Source organism: Phenylobacterium sp., from assembly GCF_044236515.1.
Taxonomy (GTDB): domain Bacteria; phylum Pseudomonadota; class Alphaproteobacteria; order Caulobacterales; family Caulobacteraceae; genus Phenylobacterium.
Window position 1 is genome coordinate 19981 of sequence record NZ_JBIIGK010000008.1, and the last position, 17455, is coordinate 37435.

Genomic DNA, 17455 nt, shown 5'->3' on the forward strand with positions numbered 1-17455 from the left:
CTATGCGCCGGCGAAACGCGCAGCCAGGGCGGCGCGCAGCGGATTGGCGGGATCGGACAGCAGCTTGGCGACCATGGCCAGGCAGACGATGACCAGCAGCGGCCGGATGACCCGAGGGCCGAACCGCATGGCCGTGTGCGAGCCCAGCCAACCGCCGGCGACCTGGCCGACCGCCATCATCAGCCCGAGGCCCCAGACGACGTGGCCGCCGAGGCCGAAGATCACCACGGAGACAATGTTGCTAGTGAAGTTCAGCGCCTTGGTGTGGGCGGTCGCGCGGGTCAGGCCCATGCCCATCAGGGTCACGAGGCCGAGGGCGAAAAACGAGCCGGCGCCTGGGCCGAAGAAGCCGTCGTAGAAGCCGACCCCGGCGGCGACCAGGGCGAAGGCGGCGGGGGTCAGGCGGGCGCGAATATCCTCGTCCGAGGCGCGCGGTCCGAACAGGAAGTAGGCCGCGACGGCGACGAGCAGCAGCGGCAGGACCAGGGCGAGAAAAGCCGGATCGGCGATCGTCAGCAGCAGCCCGCCGATCGCCGAGCCGAGGAAGGAGCCCAGCAGCGGCCAGCGCAGCAGGTTGAAATCTATCCGCCCAGCCCGCCAGAAGTTGAAGGTCGCCGCGGCGGTGCCGCAGCAGCTCTGAACCTTGTTGGTGGCGATGGCGGCGACCGGCGGCAGGCCGGCGGCCAGCAGGGCCGGAACGGTCAGCAGGCCGCCGCCTCCGGCGATGGCGTCGACGAAACCCGCCGCGACCGCGACGGCGCAGAGGATGGCGATGACGTCAGGCCCGAGCTCCATGGGGCGTGGACTAAGCCCTCCGGCCGCGATGATCCAGCGCCGCCTAGCGCGCGGCGACGCCGGTCAGGTCGGTGCTGAGCTTCAGCAGGCGGGCCCGGGCCGCCGCGTCATAGGGCTGGGGATTGGCGGCCGGAACCGCCTTGCCCTTCACGTAGAAGGCCCCGGGCTCCAGCTTCGCCGCGTGGATCAGGCCAAGGACATGGTCGCGGCCCTCGTCGATGGTCGTCATCGCCGGGCGGCCGCTGCGACGGACCATGGCCGTGTCCATCATCGAGGCCGGATGCAAGGAGATCATGGTGATGCCGTCGCGCGCGAACTCCGGCGCGAGGGCCACGGTCATCGACACCTGGGCGAGCTTGCTCTGGCCATAGCCGCGGACGACAGCGCCGGGCTTTTCCAGCATGACATCGTCGAAGTCGATCGGGCTGGCGCTGAGGGAGGAGACGTTCACGATCCGGGACGGGGCGGCGGCAGCCAGGTTCGGGCGCAGGCGGTTCACCAGCACCCAACCCGGCAGGTAGTTGACGGCGAAATCAAGCTCGTGGCCGTCGGCGCTGACCTGGCGCGGGCCGTTGTTGGTGCCGATTCCGGCGTTGTTCACCAGCAGGTCGAGCTTCGGATAGCGGGCGGCGATGGTGTCGGCGAAGCCGCGCACCGCCTGCAACGAGGAGAAATCGGCGGCATGGAAGCTCGCCGAGCCCTTGCCAGACCGGGTGATCTCGTCGACCAGGGCCTGGCCCCGCTCGGCGTTGCGCCCGTGAATGATGACGTGCGCGCCTTCGGCCGCCAGGGCCCGAGCGAGTTCGCGGCCGAGGCCGTCGGTGGAACCGGTGATCAACACCGTCTTGCCGGCGTAGGACACCGGCTGGGCGGACGTCGCCGGGCTGAACGCGAACATCGCCAGGGCGGCGAACAGCAGCGAGACGATCCGGGTGCGCATGGTCGGGCTCCGTGGGGGTTTCGGAGCCTAGGTCAGCGTGCGATGTGGAGCAACGCCAGCCGAAAAGGACCGCGCCATGCCAAGCGTCGCCGTTGACGACCTCCAGGGCCTGATTGGACAAGAGGTCGGGGTGTCCGACTGGCTGGAGGTCGACCAAGCGCGGATCGACGCCTTTGCCGAGGCGACCGGCGATCATCAGTGGATCCACGTCGATGTCGAACGGGCGACCCGGGAAATCGGCGGGCCGATCGCCCACGGCTATCTGACCCTGTCGTTGATCCCGAGGCTTACCGCCGGACTGCTGCAGATCGAGGGCGTCACCCGCAGCCTCAACTACGGTTCGGACAAGGTGCGGTTCACGAGCCCGGTGCGGGCGGGAAAGCGGGTGCGTCTGCGCCAAACGCTGCTCGCCGTCGAGGCGAAGGCCGGAGGCTGGCAACTGCGCAACCGCTGCACGATCGAGATCGAGGGCGAGGACCGGCCGGCCTGCGTCGCCGAGACGCTGTCGCTGATCTTCACCTAGCCGCGGCGTCGCGGGTCGCCGGAGGGCCGGGCCGATCGGATTGGACCGGGCCGGGACTGGCGGGCTTCGGATCCGGGGTGATCCAGCCCATCACCGACTCGCGAATGACGATCCACAGGCGGCGCAAGAGAATCTCCAACTCCTCGTTGAAGGCGCGCCAGGATTCGCGCAGCCGGTCGGCGGAGGACAACGGCGGCGCGGTGGCCGCGGCGACCACCTCGGCAGCCGGAGCCTCGCCCGAGGCGTCCTCGACAACGGCGGGGCCGCCGGTCAGCAGGGTCAGGGTCTCGGCGATGAAGCCGGCCTGCGTGACATTGCCGATGGCCAGGCGCTCGCCCTCGACCTCCATCTGCTGGGTGAGCAGGCCGGTGACGACGATCCGGCCGGGGCCGCGGCCGTCGGCGGCGTAGACCGGACCGCCGGAGTTGCCTCCGAAGACGTTGAAGTCGACGAGATAGGTCGGGTAGCGCGTGGCCGGCGACAGCGGATAGGACGCCACCCGGCCCGACCGCAGGATCGGGAAACCCTCGCGGTTGGCGGCGGCGCCGATTGGATAGCCGAGCACCATCATCTCGAACCCTGGCCGTACGCGCAGCGTCTCCAGCACCCGCGCATCGCCGAGATCCTCGCGCGGCAGGGCCATGGGCGCGACACCGGGCGGCAGCTCGATGGCGGCCACGTCCTGGGTCGGATGGCGTGTCCACAGGGGCGCGCCGGCGGCGTCGCGGATCCGCAGGCTGATCGGGTCGTAGCGCCAGTTCCCGCTCGCGTCGCGCGACCGGAATCCGACCCGAGCCTCGTCGTGCGGCATGGCGGCGAAGACGTGGTGAGCGGTGATCAGGATGGTGCGCGGCGCGCCGTCCGTCGCGGTCTCGGTCACCATGAAGCCGGTTCCGACGGTCGCCTGGCCATCGCGGAGCGGCTGTTCGAGCCGGACGGTGGATTCGATGAGGCCGACGATATCGGTCACGCTCTGATAACGCCGGAGGACGGCGGGCGTTCATCTCTGGCCCGCCCCGGCCGGGACGGGCGGTCGGCGCCCGGCGCCACCACAGGCTGTGGCGTCGCGGCGGCGCGTCTGCATAACTTAGATTTCAAACCCGACCGCGGGCAGCCGGTCGGCAAAGTTCAAGGGCGGCAGGGTTTCAGTCGGTTTGATTTCGCATCACCACCATCTGTTGTTCGTCATCCTGTCGATCGTGGTGGCGATCCTGGGGTCGTGGACGGCGCTCGACCTGTTTCGGCGGGCGCGGGCCCACATCGGCCAGGCGCGACGGGTTTGGCTGCTGACCGCCGGGGTGGCGATGGGGTCGAGCATCTGGTCGATGCACTTCATCGCCATGCTGGGCTTCGACCCCGGCAGCCCGGTCAGCTACGATCCGGTCCTGACCCTCCTGTCCCTGGCCCTGGCGATCATCGCCACCTCAGGCGCCTTCCTGGCCGCCACGCGACAGCGGGCGACGATCCGCGCCCTGCTGGTGGCGGGGCTGGCGATGGGCGTAGGCATCTGCACCATGCACTACGTCGGGATGGCGGCGTTGCGCTCGGCGGTGTCGCTGGGCTACCGGCCAGGGTTCGTGGCGTTGTCGTTCGTCATCGCGGTCAGCGCCTCGACCGCCGCCTTGCTGACGGCGCGACAGGAACGCTCAGCGCAGATGATGGCGCTGGCCTCCGTCACCCTCGGACTGGCTATCGTCGGCATGCACTACACGGCCATGGCCGGACTACAGATCACCCGGCTAACGACCACGGCCGCGCCGCCGGGCGCGCCGCCGTTCATCCTCGGCGTGGCGGTGGCGACCGGCACGCTAGTGATCCTGACGCTGGCGCTGCTGGCCTCGCTCTACGACCAGCGGCTCAACGTGCTGGCGGCCCTGGACGCAGGCGGCGTCGGTTACTGGGAGCTGACCGTGCCGGAGATGACCCTGCAGGTGTCGCCGGGCGGCAAGGCGATCTTCGAGCGCGGTCCGGACGAGCCGTTCGGCTACGCCGACCTGATCGCGGCCCTGCCCCCGGACGACCTGGAGCGCCGGCAGGCCAAGCTGGCCAAGGCGCTGGAGGACGGCAGCCTCTACGAGATCGAGTACCGGCTGACGCCGGAGGGCAAGCCGGCGCGATGGGTCAACACCCGCGGCCGGGTCGTGGCGACGCGCAACGGCCGGCCGCGGCGAATGGCCGGGGTCGTACAGGACGTCACCGCCCAGCGTGACGCGTTCGAGCGGGTGCTGGAGGCCGAGCAGGTGCGGCGCGTCCTGATCGACGAGCTGAACCATCGGGTGAAGAACACCCTTTTCACCGTCCAGTCGATCGCCCGGCAGACGGCCAAGGGGGCGACCTCGATCGAGGCGTTCCGCAAGGCGTTCGACGCGCGCCTGATCTCGCTGTCGAACACCCACAACGCCCTGACCCGCGGCAACTGGGAGAGCGCCAGCCTGCGCGAGTTGCTGACCCACGAGTTCGCACCCTATCGCGCCGAGCAGGTGAAGATCGACGGCGAGGACTTGCAACTGTCGGCCCGGCAGGCGCTGGCGTTCGGGATGATCGCCCACGAGCTGGCGACCAATGCCGCCAAGTACGGCGCGCTCGCCCACACCGACGGCTGCGTGAAGGTGGTCTGGACCCTCGAGGCGGGCCGGCTGCGGCTCGAGTGGAAGGAAGCCGGGGGGGCGGCGGCCATGCCGCCGGCCGACCCCGGCTTCGGCACGCGGCTGATCCGAGGCATCGTCGAGACCGAGTTGCACGGCGAGGTGGACCTCGAGTTCGCGGCCGACGGCTTCGCCTGCCGGATCGAGACGCCGATGCGGTCCAGAACGCCCGAGGCCGAGGACGTCAGCCGATTTGCGGGCGCGGCGGCCTTGTGAACGCACGCCAAGCGTCACCATATCGGCAGCGACCCGCCGGCGGCGCAGATTCCCTGGAGATTGCTATGAGCTTCACCCTGTACGACGCTTCCGCGCCGGTGTTCATCAACGCCCTGACGAGCATGCAGGCCTGGATCGAGAAGGCGATCGCCGAGGGCAAGGACGAGCAAACGCTGATCGACGCGCGGTTGGCGCCCGACATGCGGCCGTTCAGCGCCCAGATCCAGATGGCGTCCGACAGCGCCAAGGGGGCGGTCGCCCGTCTGGCGGGGGTCGAGGCGCCGGCGATGGCGGACACCGAGACGACCTGGGCTGAACTGAAGGCCCGTTGCCAGCGCACCATAGACTTCATCCGCAGCGTCGAGCCGGCCGCCTTCGAGGGCGCCGAGGACCGGACGGTGGAGCTGAAGTTCCCGAACGGCTACGGCTACCGCTGGAGCGGCCGCGAATACCTGCCGGGTTTCGCCCTGCCCAACTTCTTCTTCCACGTGACGACAGCCTACGCCCTACTGCGGGCGGCCGGCGTGGCGCTCGGCAAGCCGGACTTCCTGCAGCACCTGGGCCCGCCGAACGTCACCCCGGAAGGCTAGGGCCGGCGGGTTGAGGACGGCAGGTCGCGGGATCAGACGACCTGACGGCCGCCGACGATGACCGCGTCGACCTTGACGTCGAAGAGCGCGCCGGGCGCCAACGTCCGGGGGTCCTGCGACAGCAGGGCGAAGTCGCCGAACTTGCCGACCGTGATGCTGCCCTTCTCGGCCTCTTCGTAGAGGCCGACGGCGGCGGCCGTGGTGTAGAGGCTCATGGCCTCGTCGAGGCTGAGCTCTCGGCCGGCCGGCTGGACGCCGCCCTCGCTGACCGGGGCGACGAGGGACGCGATGCCGGCCATCGGGCTGAAGTTGGTGAAGCTGCCGGCTGAATCCGAGACGGCCTGGACGCGGATGCCGGCGTCGAGGAAGGTGCGGAAGTCGGGCGTGGTGCGCGGGCGGCCGTCGCCTTTCTGGGCTCGGGTCAGGCCGACGCCGAGATTGAGCGCCTTGATCCGCTGGATGGCCGCGGGATCTCCCAGGAAGTGCAGGTGATCCATGCGGTGGCGCAGGCCGGCCGGGGCGCGGCGCTCCGCCTCGGCCACGGCGTCGAGACCGAGGTTCATGCCCCCTGGGGAGACGGCGTGCATGATCACCGGCAGGCCGGCGCGGTTGCAGCGGGTGATGATGTCGGCGAGGCCGGCGGCGTCCCACTTGTAGTCCTCGATCCGCTTGCCGAGGCCATCAATGCCGGCGCCGTCGATGAACAGCTTCACTCCGCCGAAACGATCCATGTCGTCGCCCGAGCCGCGGGTCAGGCCGGCGCGCTGGATATCGTCGAAGCCGGTGGCCTGCGGCACCAGGAAGTAGCGCCGGGTGCGCAGGGGCATCTCGCCCCGGCGGTGCAGGGCGGTGATCGCCGCCACCCGCTCGCGCGAGCCGGAGATGTTGATCGCAGTGGTGATGCCCTTGGCGGCGTAGTCCTTCAGGGCGTGCGCGCCGTAGGAGGCCTGGAGCTCGGCCGGGGTGTAGGGCTGCAGTTGCCAGATCAGCTCCTGGACCTCGGTGGCGACGCCGTGCGGCGTGCCGTCCGCCAAGCGGTGGACGCCGATCCCGCCGACGGGGGTGCCGTCGCGCCACTTCAGCGCCTTCTCCTCGCGCTCGGTCCAGACGCCGACGGCCTTGAGGGCGGGCGTGTTCAGCGAGACGACGTGGGGACTGGAGAACACCGCGATCGGCCGGGTGGCCGAGATGGCGTCGAGCTCCTGGCGGGTCGGCATGCGCTTCTCGGCGACCTGAGAGGTCAGGTTGGCGAGGCCGCGGATGATGATCCAGCGGCCGGGCGGCGTGGTCGCCACGGCCCGGCGGACGACGGCGAAGACCTCGTCCAGGCTATGCGAGACGGCCGGCAGCGCCGTCTGGAAATCCATGGATTCCGAGAAGGCCTCGATGTGAATGTGGCCGTCGATAAAGCCGGGAACCAGGGTGCGGCCGGCGGCGTCGAAGACCGGAACCCCGGCCCCGCGGCTGCGCGCGCCCGCGGCGTCGCCGACGTAGGCGATGCGACCGCCGCGGACCAGCACCGCCTCGGCGGAGGGCGTCGCCGGGTCGAGCGTCCAGACCCGGGCGTTAAGGATCAGCAGATCCCGGCCGCCGCGGCCCGCCTGGGCCAGCCCCGGCCCGGCGCTCATGGACAGCGCGGCGCCCGCGCCCGCGGCCAGCAGTTCCCGTCGGCTTTGCATGCCGTCCCTCCCCTCGTTTGGCGGCATCTTCCACGCCGCAGCCCGCGACGTACAGGTGATGATGCGATTGCGATCGGTGCCACAGGGGCAACACGCGCCGGGCAAGCTGGGGCAACAAATGACACCCTTCGCGCGCTGTGAGGCTCGGGACAGGAGCAAGCGATGGAAACCCAGGAGCTTCACCGGGGTCGGCTGATCGACCACATCCAGCTGGTCGTGCGCGACCTGCCGGCCAGCCGCCGGTTCTACGAGGCGGTGTTCGACGTGCTCGGCGTGCCGCTGGGCGGATCGGGCGAGGACTATTTCTGGGCCGACGAGCTGTTCGTCTCGACGGCTGACAGCGAGGCGGCGCAGGGCAAGCTGACCGGCCGCCACCACCTGGCGTTCCAGGCCGACAGCCGCGAGCGGGTCGAAGCGTTCCACCGCGCCGCCCTGGCGGCCGGCGGGCAGGACAACGGCGGACCGGGCGAGCGGCCGTACCATCCCGGCTACTACGGCGCGTTCGTCCTCGATCCGGACGGCAACAACATCGAGGCCGTCTATCACGGGCCGGCGGAGCGCAGCGCCAAGTCGGTGAAGGTGACGTTCGAGGGCTGAGGCGGCTCAGGCGTCGCGGTAGGCCAGCATCCGCGCCGGGGTGTGGATCATCATCTGGTCGATGTGGGCCTGGGAGACGCCGTGCTGCTTCAGCGTCGGCACGACGAAGTTCAGAAGCTGGGAGATGCCGCCGCCGCCGAACTTGCGGGTGCTCATCCGCGTCCAGGTGTCGGTCGCCATGACCAGGCGGTCGGCGTAGCCGCGCTGGCAGTACTGGTAGATCGCGGCGAACGAATAGATGTCGTAGTTCGGCACCGTGCCGCCCGGGCGGCCGATCCAGGCGTCGCCCGCCCCGAACAGGTCGAAGGACAGCAGGAAGCCGCGGTCCATGGCCCGGTAGCCGATGTCGAGATTGGGGACGAACTTCGACGGGTCGGTCATCAGGGTCTTGTAGTCCATCGGCCGCAGCGCCGTCGGGAAGTGGGCGATGATCATCCGGTCCTTCGGCATGCCTGCTTTCACGGCGCGATCGAGGACGGCGTTGAAGGTCGCATCGCCCACCGAATAGACGTGGATGGTCACCGGCACGCCGGTGTTGCGCGAGACGCTGGCGGCGCCGTCGAGGGCGCGGTGCAGGACCGCGTCGGTGGCGCCGGTGCGGTCGCAGTGCAACTTGATGTGGCCGGCGCGGATCTTGGTGTCGCGGATGCCGACGTTGAGCTCGCCCTCGAAGAACTCGGTGAGCTGGGCCAGGCTCATTTCCTTGTACTTCTTCCAGGTCAGGCGCGGGGTGTTGATCCCGGTGCTCATGATGATGTTCACGCCGGTCGCCTTGGACATCCGCTGCTGGGTGCGCGGATCGCCGCGGGAGTTGGCGACGCTGACGTCCAGGACGGAGCGGCCGCCGAGCTTCCGGAAGTCGCCGAGCTCGCCGGACATCAGCGCCTCGTCGAGGAGGAAGGCGTCCTTCGAGTTGGCGTAGAAGCTCATCAGGTAGTGCCGGTTCTCGAGGGTGATCGGATGATCCGGCGGCTGTGGGAAGAAGGCCTCGGGCACCGGCGCGGGCGCGCCGTAGCCGGCCATGAACTGCTTGAGGGTCTCGGCGTCGTAGACCTCGTGGGGATCGCCGACCTCGGAGCCGTCGCGCAGCAGGGTGTGCTCGTGCATCGAGGTGACGCCGAGTTCGGACGGCGGGATCAGGCCGTTGACGGTCTGGATGAACTTGCGGGCGGGCGCGGCGCTGGCCAGCGTCGAAGCGGAGAGCGCCGCCGCGCCGGCCAGAAAGCTGCGGCGGGCGATGCCGTCGTGCGAACCCATGGTCGTGCCCCCTGAGCGCCCGGCCCTCTCCTCGTGGGACCGTAACGGCGCCAGTCTTGCCCAGCTTGGGGCGTGGGGGAAAGGCCTAAGGCTGGCCGTTGATGCGGTCGAGGATGCGGGCGAGATCGACGAGCCTGGCGCCGGCGGGATCGAAGCGCTCGCCGGCCGCCAGGCGCTCGGCCCAGTCGGCGGCGGCGCGGCCGCCCCAGTCGTCTGACGGCGTGGTCAGGGTCTCGCGGCGGGTTCCGGTGAAGCGCTCGGCCATGAATTCGTAGAACGAGCCGTCGACGTTGCGCAGCCGGGCCCCGCCGGCGTCGCCGTAGAAGGTGGCGGAGATATCGGCCTCCTGGCCGGCGTGCAGGCGCCAGGAACAGGCGAGGCGCAAGGTGGCGCCGTCGGCGGTCTCAAGCGTCGCGACCGCGTAGTCCTCGACCGCTGCGGAATCCGGCGGCAGGGGCGCGCCGGCGGCGTAGAGAGCGCTTTCCACCTTGCGGACTTCGGGGAAGTCGAGGACCCAGAGCGCCAGGTCGACGAGGTGGACGCCGAGGTCCATTACGCAGCCGCCGCCGGAGAGCCCGCGGTCGTAGAACCACGGTTTGTCGGGGCCGTAGGCGTTGTGGAACACGAGGTCGGCGGCGAAGACCTTGCCGAGCGCGCCATCCGCGATCAGCCGCCGGATCTGCCGCATCCCCTCGGTGAACCGGTAGGACAGATCGACCGCCAGCAGGCGGTCGGCGCGGCGGGCCGCCTCGACCACGGCGGCGGCTTCGGCGGCGGTGCGGCCCAAGGGCTTCTGGCAGAAGACCGCGACGCCGCGCTCGAGAGCGGCGATGGCCTGGGCCGCGTGCAGAGCGCTGGGCGTGGCGATCACCAAGCCGTCGAGGTCGAGGGCCAGGAGGTCGTCGAGCGTCGCGGCGGCGGCGGCCCCGGGCGCGAGCTCGAGCGCGGCGGCGAGCTGTTCAGCCGACGGGTCGGCGATGGCGACGGGATCGATCACGCCGGTGGCCAGGGCCGCCTCCATGCGCAGCCGACCGATCCAGCCGACGCCAAGGAAGCCGACCCGCGGGCGACGCAGGGTCGAGACAGCGGGTCGGAGGGGGCTCACCGTCTCGCTCATGGGATGACCAATGCCTTCACGAAGCCGTCGGGCTTGTCGCGGGTGGCGTTGAGGGCCTCGGCCAGGCGATCGAGCGGATAGACGTGGGTGTAGAGCGATGACGGGTCCAGCCGGCCGGAGGTCACCGCTTCGATGGCTTCGCGCAGGCCCTGGACGTAGGCGCGCGGGTCGCGCTCGTGCGCATTGACGACGTCGAAGCCGCGCCAGTTCCACAGCTGCATGTTGACCTGCCGCGGGCCGTCCTGGTGGTAACCGGCGATCACCAGCCGGCCGCCCTCGGCGGTGAGTTCGGCCGCGAGGTCGAGGGGCCACTGCTTGCCGACCGCTTCGATCACCCGTTCGCAGAACCTGCCGCCGGTCAGCGTCTGGACCTGCGAGATGATGGCGTAGTGGTCGTCCATGGGGAGGGTCTCAGCCGCCCCCATCCGGCGGGCAAGATCCAGCGAGGACGCGCGCCGGGAGATAGCGATCACCCGCGCACCCGCCTCAGCGGCCAGGCGCGTTAGGACCGCGCCGAGGAAGCCGACGCCGATGATGGCCACAGTCTGGCCGGCCTCGATCTGCGCGCGGCGAAAGATGTTGATCGCGCAGGCCAGCGGCTCGCCTGGGAAGGGCTGGCCGGCGAGGCTTGCGGGGAGCCGCACGACGGCGTCGGCCTCAGCTAGGTCATATTCGGCGTAGCTGCGGTGCGAGAGGCTCGCCACCCGGTCGCCGGGCACGAGGCCCGTAACCCCCTCCCCGACCTTGTCGATGACGCCCCAGCCTTCGTGGCCGAGATCACCCGGCGGCGTCGGGAAGGTCATCCACTCCGGCCCGGCCCACGGTGTGAGGTTCGACGCGCAGACCCCGCACCCTTCCAGCCGCACCCGCACCTGCCCCGGCCCCGGGTCCGGACGCCCGACGCACGCGATGCGCACCGCGCCCGGGCCGGTGACGACGGCGGCGCGCATTGTGGCGGCGGCGGTCTCGGCTGCGGCGTCAGGCGACACGGGCGTCGGCCTCGTTTTCGAGTCGCTGCCCGGGGACAGCCGTGGCGGCTTCTTCCTCGAACCAGGCGATGGTGGCGCGCAGGCCCTGGATCAGCGAGGTCTGCGGCGTCCAGCCGAGGCGTTCGGCGGCCTTGGCGATGTCCGGTCGGCGCCGGCGGGGGTCGTCGATCGGCAGCGGCCGGTAGACCACCTCGGAGTCCGAGCCGGTCACGGCCAGGACCAGGTCGACGAGTTCGAGGATCGTCCGCTCGGCCGGATTGCCGAGGTTGATCGGGCCGGGCTGCTCCCCGTCGTACTCCATGAGCCGCACGAGACCGTCGACCAGATCGGCGACGTAACAGAAGGAGCGGGTCTGGGAGCCGTCGCCGAAGACGGTGATGTCCTCGCCGGCCAGCGCCTGGCTGATCAGGTTGGAGATCACGCGGCCGTCGCTGGGCGACAGGCGCGGGCCGTAAGTGTTGAAGATGCGCGCCACCCGAACCTCGGCGCGGCCGAGCCGGTCGTAATCGAAACACAGCGCCTCGGCGGCGCGCTTGCCCTCGTCGTAGCAGGCGCGCGGGCCGGTGCAGTTGACGTTTCCGCGGTAGGTCTCGGGCTGGGGATGGAAGTCCGGGTCGCCATAGACCTCGCTGGTCGAAGACAGCAGGAAGCGGGCTCCGGTGTCCGCGGCCAGCCGCAGCAAGCGGTGGGCGCCGAGGACACAAGTCAGCATCGTGTGCTCGGGGTCGGCCTGATAGAGCGGCGGCGAGGCCGCGCAGGCGAGATTGTAGATGCGGTCGAACGGCCGCTTGAGCACCTTGGCGGGCAGCGGATTGACGATATCGGCCTCGACGAACTCAAAGCCCGGGCGGCCGATCAGCTTGCGAAGGTTTGCGCGGTCGCCGGTCTGCAGGTTGTCGAGGGCGACCACCCTCGCCCCCTCCTCGACCAACCGTTCGCAGAGGTGGGAGCCGAGGAAACCGGCGCCGCCGGCGACGAGCACCTCATGTTGCCGTCCATTGCGCATCGCCGATTTCCTTCAACAAGCTTGACCGACAAGGTCGGGCGCCAGGGTTCGCCGCTTGGCCGTGGAGGCCTCCCGTAGGACTGTCTCCAGTTCCTCGGCTCTGCGGGACGATGTGTGGGCGAGGAGAATCCGTCGCCGGGCGGCCTCGCCCATCGCCCGGCCGTCGGACTCGGGCGTCTCCTCGAGCGCACGGAGCACGGTCTCGCCATGCTGGGCCAGGATGATCTCCCGGCCCGGTTCGAACAGGTCGCCGAGCCCTTCCCACAGGTCCGAGATGATCGGCGTGCCGCAGGCCGCGGCTTCGAAGAGCCGCACGCTCGGGCTCCAGCCGGCGGCGATCATGTCGGCGCGGGTGACGTTCAGAGTGAAGCGGCTGGCGGCGTAGAAGCCGGGATGATCGCCAGGAGGCACATGCTCCAGGCGCTCGACATTGGCCGGCCAATCGATGTCGACCGGATACTGCGGCCCCGCGACGCAGAAGCGCAGATGCGGCGCGCGGCGGGCGGGCTCGATCAGCAGGCGGTCCAGCGGCGGCTGGCGGTCGGGGCTGTAGGTGCCGAGATAGGAAAGATCCCAGCGCCGCGGGGCGTCGGTGGGGACATAGGCGTCAGCGTCGACGGAGCAGTAGAGCGCGCGAGCCGCCGGGGATCCGTAACGGCGCTCGATATCATCCAGCGTCGGGCCGCCGGTGAACGACAGGTAGACCCCATAGCCGGGGATCAGCTCAGGGGAGAGGTACTCGCAGTCGCCGGCCGCGAGCCGCGCCAGCGTAACCGGCGTGTCGATGTCGTAGAAGGCGGTAACGCCCCTCGCGGTCGCCTGGACCCAGCGGCCGACCTCGACGCCGTCGGGAACATAGGAGCCGACGATCACCGCATCAGCCGCGGTCACGTCGTCCCGCCAACCGGCCTTGAGGTCGGCGACGTCGGCGTAGAACGCCAGGCGGCAGAAGTCCGGCTCGGCCAGATCGCGATTGGCTCCCGCGTACCAGGGGACCTCGCGCTCCAGGAACAGCACCTCGTGGCCGCGGCCAGCGAAGGCGCGAAGCAGGGCGCGATAGGTGGTCGCGTGGCCATTGCCCCAGGACGAGGCCAGCGACAGGCCGAGAACGACGAGCTTCATGCGACGCTCCGTTCGCGCTTGGCGGCGACCTGCTCGCGGATCAGGGTGTCGGCCTCGGCGGCGCGGCGCGCATAGGTGTGCTCGGTCAGTATTCGCTGGCGGGCGGCCTCCCCGATTGCGCGGGCGCGCTCCGGCGACAGGGTCTCGAGGTGCTCGGCGACGTCCCGACCGTCGCGCGCGACGAGCACCTCCTCGCCGGGGTTGAGGAACAGCTCGATACCTTCCCATGCGTCGGTGATCAGGCAGGCGCCCGCGCCGGCCGCCTCGAACACCCGCGTCGCCGGCGAGAATCCGACGTCGGCCATGCTGTCGCGCGCGACGTTGAGCACGGCGAGGCCCGAACAGTTGAAGGCGTTGTGGTCGCCGGTTCCCACATGGCCGACCCGGCGGACATTGTCCGGCATCGGCTTGTCGTCCCAGCCCGACCCGCCGATCAGGAAGCGTCGCTGCGGCGAGCGCGCCGCCGGCTGGAGGAAGAACCGCTCAACTCGTTCCTCGCGGTCCGGCAGCCGGTTGGCGAGGAAGTTCAGGTCGCCGGCGAACCGGAGGTCCGTGGCGACCGGATGATGGGTCGACGGATCGAGGGCGTTGTAGATCGGTCGGCAAACGCGGGCGCCCAGGCTTTCGTAGGCGCTAACGACCGGCGGCCCGCCGCCGTAGGTCAGAACCATGTCGAGGTGCGGCAGAACGCGGCCGAGCGGCTGGCGGGGATCGTCCCGCAGGCCGGCCAGGGTCGCCGGAGCGTCGACATCCCAGAAGATGCGGACCGCGTCCGGCCGCGCGCGGGCCATCACGCCTTCGATGAGCTCGTCGTCGAACACGCCGACGCCCGATGCCTTGACCACCACATCCGCGTCCGGCGCGCAGGCCATCACGGCGCGCAGGCCAGCCTCGGTCGCGGGATAGACGACGACCTTCGCCCAGTCGGGCGGATCGATGTCCCGGTGCTGTTGCCGATCGAAGGCGTCGGGCTCGTAGAAGGTGACGTCGTAGCCCCGCCGCGCCAGTTCGCAGAGCATCCCGCGGTAGTAGGTCGCGGCTCCGTTCCAATAGGCGCTGAGCAGCGAGGAGCCGTAGAAGGCGATCTTCATGCGGGGACCTCCAGATCGGTGGCGGCGAGGCTCCGCACGATCGCCAGGAGTTCGTCGGCCCGGTGGCCGCAGGTGTGCCGGGCGCGGATGGTCTCAAGGCCCGACCGGGTCAGGTCGCGGCGCAGATCGACATCGGCGGCGATCGTGCGAAGATGCGCCGCCATCTCGTTGGAATTGCGAGCGAACAAGAAGTCCTGGCCGGGGCGGAACAGGCCCTCGCAGTCCGGCCATGGCGCCGAGATCAGCGGGATGCCGCAGGCCAGGGCCTCGAACACCCGGATCGTCGGGATGCCCGGCAGCGCTCGGACGTAGAAGCGCCGCGGCACGTGGACGGTGGCCAGGTGGCGGGCGAAAACCTGCGGCGCGCGGGCGTTCGGCAGCCAGCCGCGGTAGTGCGCCCCGTAGCGGGCGAGGGCGGCCTGCGCCTCCGGCGGATAGCGCACGCCGTAGATGTCGAGGGACAGACCCGCCGCCCGAGCGGGCGCAAGCAGAAAAGCGCCGAGCTCCGACGCCCGCTCCCCGTCGCCCCAGTTGCCGATCCAAACCAAGCCGTCGCGAGACGCCTCCTCGGTGGGCGGCCTGAACAGGGTGACGTCCGCCGCCTCGTGCCAGACGAACACCCGCCGCCCCCAGCCCCAGCGGCGATAGACCTCGGCCAGTGTCTCGCCGAAGGCCAGGACGCCATCGTAGCCAGAGAGGTCGAAGGCGCGGAGGGCGTCAGGCTCGCTGACGGCGCGATGGTGGGTGTCGTGGAACAGCAGTTGGAAGCGTGCGCCCGCAGCCCGCGCACGGCCGATCGCGGCGACCAGAGCCGGATCGTTCCACTCGTGCACGATGACCAGGTCCGCGCCGTCCAGCATCGGGCCGAGGTCCGGCGCCGGGCCATAGGCGCGCGAGCCGAGCTCCGGATAGGCGGCGCGCCAAGGAACAAGGCCGGCCGCGCCGTGGTCGGACAGCAGGTTTTCCAGGCTCCAGGCGTCCTTGGGCTCGTAGACGACCACGTCGTGCCCGCGTCGGATCAGTTCGCGCAGGACGCCGCGCAGGAAGTGGGCGTTGCCGTGGTTCCAGCAGGAGGCGAGCGAATGGGTGAAGTAGACGATCCTCATGCTGCGACCTCGTGGCCCGGCGCCTTCGCCCGGAACCTCGGCTGAAGGCGGCCGTAGACGTCGAGCGTCGAGCGGGTCATGGCCTCGACGGTGTACCGGGCCGCGCGCAGCCGAGCCTGGCGGCCCCACGCGGCGCGCTCCGCCGGATCGGCGACGAGTTCGTCGCAGGCGCGGGCGAAGCCGGCGCCGTCGTGCGGGTCGACGAACACCGCCGCGTCGGCCCACAGCTCGCGGAAGCTGTCGATATCCGAGAGCACCAGGGCGCAGCCGGCCTGGGCCGCCTCCAGCACGCCCAGGCCGAACGGCTCATAGAGGGCGGCGGACGCGAAGACGGCGCTCAGCTGCAGCCAGTCAGCGACCGCCAGCGGCGGGAGCGCGCCGAGCGTGTGGAGGTTGGCCAGGGAGATGGCGGCGCCGTTCGGGCCTTCGAGCGGGCCGGCCGCGTAGACCGGCGTCGCCATACGGGCGGCCGCGGCGTCCAGCAGCCGGACGTTCTTGCCCTCGTCCCACAGCCGCCCCGAGGTGAAGACCACGGGCCTTCGGGCCAAGGGGCCTGCCGACAGCGCAGCACGGCCGTTGTGAACCGCGTCCGGGGCGGCGACGTCGTAAGTCCGGGCGATCTCGCGGGCGAACGCCCGGGTGGGCGCGATAAGGGCGTCGCAGGCATGCAGACCCTGCCAGAGCAGGCGGCTGCGCCAGCGGAAATCTTCCGGCGGCGGCCCGTCCTTCACCGCCCCCCACCAGGTGTCGAGGCAGGAGTGACAGGCGCCGAGGACGGGAACGGAAAAGCCGCCGATCGCCGCCAGCGCCGGCGTGTTGAGATGCACGAGGTCGACGCGATGTCCACGGGCCAGGCCGCGCACCGCCGCGGCGGTCTCCAGCACCTCGGCCGGCTCGGCCGCCGTCCAGTCGAGCGGCAGGCCGGTGACCACCACCTCCAGATCCGCGACCCGTTGCGCGGCTTCGAGCTGTTGGCGCGACGGCTCCGGCCCGAGGACCGCCAGCGTCGTGCGAACCCCGGTGGCGGCTAGGCCGCCGGCGAGGTCGAGGGCATAGGTCCAGACGCCGCCGACCGCGTCCGCCGTCATGAGCACACGCTTGCCGGCGCCGTGAGGCGTCACGCGACGGCCTCCGGCCGACGCCGACGTTGGCGTTCCGCAGAAAGCCAGTCGACGAGACCGGCGACGCCGGTGCGCCAGTCGACCGGCTCGTCGAGCCGAAGTTCGCGGCGGGCGACGCTGGGATCGGAGACGTAGTAGCGCTGATCGCCGGCGCGCCAGTCGGCGAACTCGACCGCGACCTTGTCCTGCAGCTTTTCCTCGATGAAGCCGATCAGTTGCATCAGGCTGACGGCGTTGGCCGGTCCGCCGCCGAGGTTGAAGGCGCGGCCAGACACATGCTCGATGCGCCGCCAAGCCGACATGTAGGCCTCGACCGCGTCGCCGACGCCGAGGATGTCGCGCACCTGGCGGCCGTCGCCGTAGATGACGATGGACTCGCCGTCCAGCGCGCGGATCAGGAAATGAGCGACCCAGCCCTGGTCCTCGGTGCCCATCTGACGCGGACCGTAGATGCAGCTCATGCGCAGCACGCAGGTCGGCAGGTCGAAGCTGCGGGCGTAGTCGAGGACGTACTGGTCGGCGGCGCCCTTGGAACAGCCGTAGGGCGTGTGGAAGTCGAGGGGTCGCTGCTCGCCGACGCCGCGCACCCTCAGCGCCGGATCGAGCGGCCGGTAGGCCTCGCCGGCCAGTTCGAGGGGCACGTCCGCAAGGTCGCCGTAAA

The 17455-nt window shown here is 70.7% G+C and carries 17 protein-coding genes; 4 read left to right on the plus strand and 13 right to left on the minus strand.

Annotated features, from left to right (window positions below; translation table 11 throughout):
• A complete protein-coding gene (locus ACILRF_RS01860; protein ID WP_395670562.1) occupies positions 1-795 on the minus strand; it encodes a TSUP family transporter in 795 nt (264 codons plus the stop codon).
• A 43-nt stretch (positions 796-838) separates the two neighbouring features.
• Positions 839-1735, minus strand: coding sequence for an SDR family NAD(P)-dependent oxidoreductase (locus ACILRF_RS01865; protein WP_395670563.1), 897 nt, complete (start codon positions 1733-1735; stop codon positions 839-841).
• 76 nt (positions 1736-1811) lie between these two features.
• On the opposite strand from ACILRF_RS01865, the gene ACILRF_RS01870 reads away from it, so the two are divergent.
• Positions 1812-2258 carry a MaoC family dehydratase gene (locus tag ACILRF_RS01870; protein ID WP_395670564.1) on the plus strand — a complete coding sequence of 149 codons (447 nt, stop codon included), beginning with the start codon at positions 1812-1814 and terminating at the stop codon, positions 2256-2258.
• On the opposite strand, the gene ACILRF_RS01875 is transcribed toward ACILRF_RS01870, so the two are convergent.
• Positions 2251-3228 carry a serine protease gene (locus ACILRF_RS01875; RefSeq protein WP_395670565.1) on the minus strand — a complete coding sequence of 326 codons (978 nt, stop codon included), beginning with the start codon at positions 3226-3228 and terminating at the stop codon, positions 2251-2253. The two genes, ACILRF_RS01870 and ACILRF_RS01875, sit on opposite strands and share 8 nt — an antisense overlap.
• A gap of 184 nt (positions 3229-3412) precedes the next feature.
• Between ACILRF_RS01875 and ACILRF_RS01880 the strand changes: the two genes are divergently transcribed.
• Positions 3413-5119: an MHYT domain-containing protein gene (locus ACILRF_RS01880; RefSeq protein WP_395670566.1), complete on the plus strand. Its 1707-nt coding sequence runs from the start codon at positions 3413-3415 to the stop codon at positions 5117-5119.
• Positions 5120-5184: 65 nt separating this feature from the next.
• Positions 5185-5709, plus strand: a complete 525-nt coding sequence (locus ACILRF_RS01885; RefSeq protein ID WP_395670567.1) for a DUF1993 family protein — start codon at positions 5185-5187, stop codon at positions 5707-5709.
• Positions 5710-5741: 32 nt separating this feature from the next.
• Here ACILRF_RS01885 and ACILRF_RS01890 read toward each other — a convergent pair whose 3' ends face one another.
• Positions 5742-7388: an amidohydrolase gene (locus ACILRF_RS01890; RefSeq protein WP_395670568.1), complete on the minus strand. Its 1647-nt coding sequence runs from the start codon at positions 7386-7388 to the stop codon at positions 5742-5744.
• Between the two features lie 162 nt (positions 7389-7550).
• Here ACILRF_RS01890 and ACILRF_RS01895 point away from each other — a divergent pair, with 162 nt between their 5' ends.
• Positions 7551-7985: a VOC family protein gene (locus tag ACILRF_RS01895; protein WP_395670569.1), complete on the plus strand. Its 435-nt coding sequence runs from the start codon at positions 7551-7553 to the stop codon at positions 7983-7985.
• Positions 7986-7991: 6 nt separating this feature from the next.
• On the opposite strand, the gene ACILRF_RS01900 is transcribed toward ACILRF_RS01895, so the two are convergent.
• The 9 genes from ACILRF_RS01900 to ACILRF_RS01940 all read right to left on the minus strand — a co-directional run.
• Complete coding sequence (locus ACILRF_RS01900) at positions 7992-9242, minus strand: hypothetical protein (RefSeq protein WP_395670570.1); 1251 nt, start codon at positions 9240-9242, stop codon at positions 7992-7994.
• 85 nt (positions 9243-9327) lie between these two features.
• A complete protein-coding gene (locus ACILRF_RS01905; protein WP_395670571.1) occupies positions 9328-10359 on the minus strand; it encodes a Gfo/Idh/MocA family protein in 1032 nt (343 codons plus the stop codon).
• On the minus strand, positions 10356-11348 hold the full coding sequence (locus ACILRF_RS01910; RefSeq protein WP_395670572.1) for a zinc-binding dehydrogenase: 993 nt from the start codon (positions 11346-11348) through the stop codon (positions 10356-10358). The genes ACILRF_RS01905 and ACILRF_RS01910 overlap by 4 nt, the downstream gene beginning before the upstream one ends.
• Positions 11338-12354, minus strand: a complete 1017-nt coding sequence (locus ACILRF_RS01915) for a UDP-glucuronic acid decarboxylase family protein (RefSeq protein WP_395670573.1) — start codon at positions 12352-12354, stop codon at positions 11338-11340. The genes ACILRF_RS01910 and ACILRF_RS01915 overlap by 11 nt, the downstream gene beginning before the upstream one ends.
• Before the next feature lie 12 nt (positions 12355-12366).
• Positions 12367-13476 carry a glycosyltransferase gene (locus tag ACILRF_RS01920; RefSeq protein WP_395670574.1) on the minus strand — a complete coding sequence of 370 codons (1110 nt, stop codon included), beginning with the start codon at positions 13474-13476 and terminating at the stop codon, positions 12367-12369.
• The gene (locus tag ACILRF_RS01925; RefSeq protein ID WP_395670575.1) at positions 13473-14567 is read right to left on the minus strand and encodes a glycosyltransferase; all 1095 of its coding nucleotides are present in this window, start codon (positions 14565-14567) and stop codon (positions 13473-13475) included. Before ACILRF_RS01925 ends, ACILRF_RS01920 begins: the two co-directional genes overlap by 4 nt.
• Positions 14564-15673 carry a glycosyltransferase gene (locus tag ACILRF_RS01930; RefSeq protein WP_395670576.1) on the minus strand — a complete coding sequence of 370 codons (1110 nt, stop codon included), beginning with the start codon at positions 15671-15673 and terminating at the stop codon, positions 14564-14566. Before ACILRF_RS01930 ends, ACILRF_RS01925 begins: the two co-directional genes overlap by 4 nt.
• Entirely contained in the window at positions 15670-16794 is a 1125-nt protein-coding gene (locus ACILRF_RS01935; protein ID WP_395670577.1) for a glycosyltransferase family 4 protein, read from the minus strand. Before ACILRF_RS01935 ends, ACILRF_RS01930 begins: the two co-directional genes overlap by 4 nt.
• Positions 16791-17455 (minus strand): NAD-dependent epimerase/dehydratase family protein (locus ACILRF_RS01940; protein WP_395670578.1); only part of this gene is annotated, 665 nt, incomplete at its 5' end. The genes ACILRF_RS01940 and ACILRF_RS01935, both read right to left, overlap by 4 nt.

Bases quoted from the DNA above. Each gene is read 5' to 3' on its own strand.
- ACILRF_RS01860 (WP_395670562.1), bottom strand. From the start codon at position 795: ATGGAGCTCGGGCCTGACGTCATCGCCATCCTCTGCGCCGTCGCGGTC.
- ACILRF_RS01865 (WP_395670563.1), bottom strand. From the start codon at position 1,735: ATGCGCACCCGGATCGTCTCGCTGCTGTTCGCCGCCCTGGCGATGTTC.
- ACILRF_RS01870 (WP_395670564.1), top strand. From the start codon at position 1,812: ATGCCAAGCGTCGCCGTTGACGACCTCCAGGGCCTGATTGGACAAGAG.
- ACILRF_RS01885 (WP_395670567.1), top strand. From the start codon at position 5,185: ATGAGCTTCACCCTGTACGACGCTTCCGCGCCGGTGTTCATCAACGCC.
- ACILRF_RS01890 (WP_395670568.1), bottom strand. From the start codon at position 7,388: ATGCAAAGCCGACGGGAACTGCTGGCCGCGGGCGCGGGCGCCGCGCTG.
- ACILRF_RS01895 (WP_395670569.1), top strand. From the start codon at position 7,551: ATGGAAACCCAGGAGCTTCACCGGGGTCGGCTGATCGACCACATCCAG.
- ACILRF_RS01900 (WP_395670570.1), bottom strand. From the start codon at position 9,242: ATGGGTTCGCACGACGGCATCGCCCGCCGCAGCTTTCTGGCCGGCGCG.
- ACILRF_RS01905 (WP_395670571.1), bottom strand. From the start codon at position 10,359: ATGAGCGAGACGGTGAGCCCCCTCCGACCCGCTGTCTCGACCCTGCGT.
- ACILRF_RS01915 (WP_395670573.1), bottom strand. From the start codon at position 12,354: ATGCGCAATGGACGGCAACATGAGGTGCTCGTCGCCGGCGGCGCCGGT.
- ACILRF_RS01920 (WP_395670574.1), bottom strand. From the start codon at position 13,476: ATGAAGCTCGTCGTTCTCGGCCTGTCGCTGGCCTCGTCCTGGGGCAAT.
- ACILRF_RS01925 (WP_395670575.1), bottom strand. From the start codon at position 14,567: ATGAAGATCGCCTTCTACGGCTCCTCGCTGCTCAGCGCCTATTGGAAC.
- ACILRF_RS01930 (WP_395670576.1), bottom strand. From the start codon at position 15,673: ATGAGGATCGTCTACTTCACCCATTCGCTCGCCTCCTGCTGGAACCAC.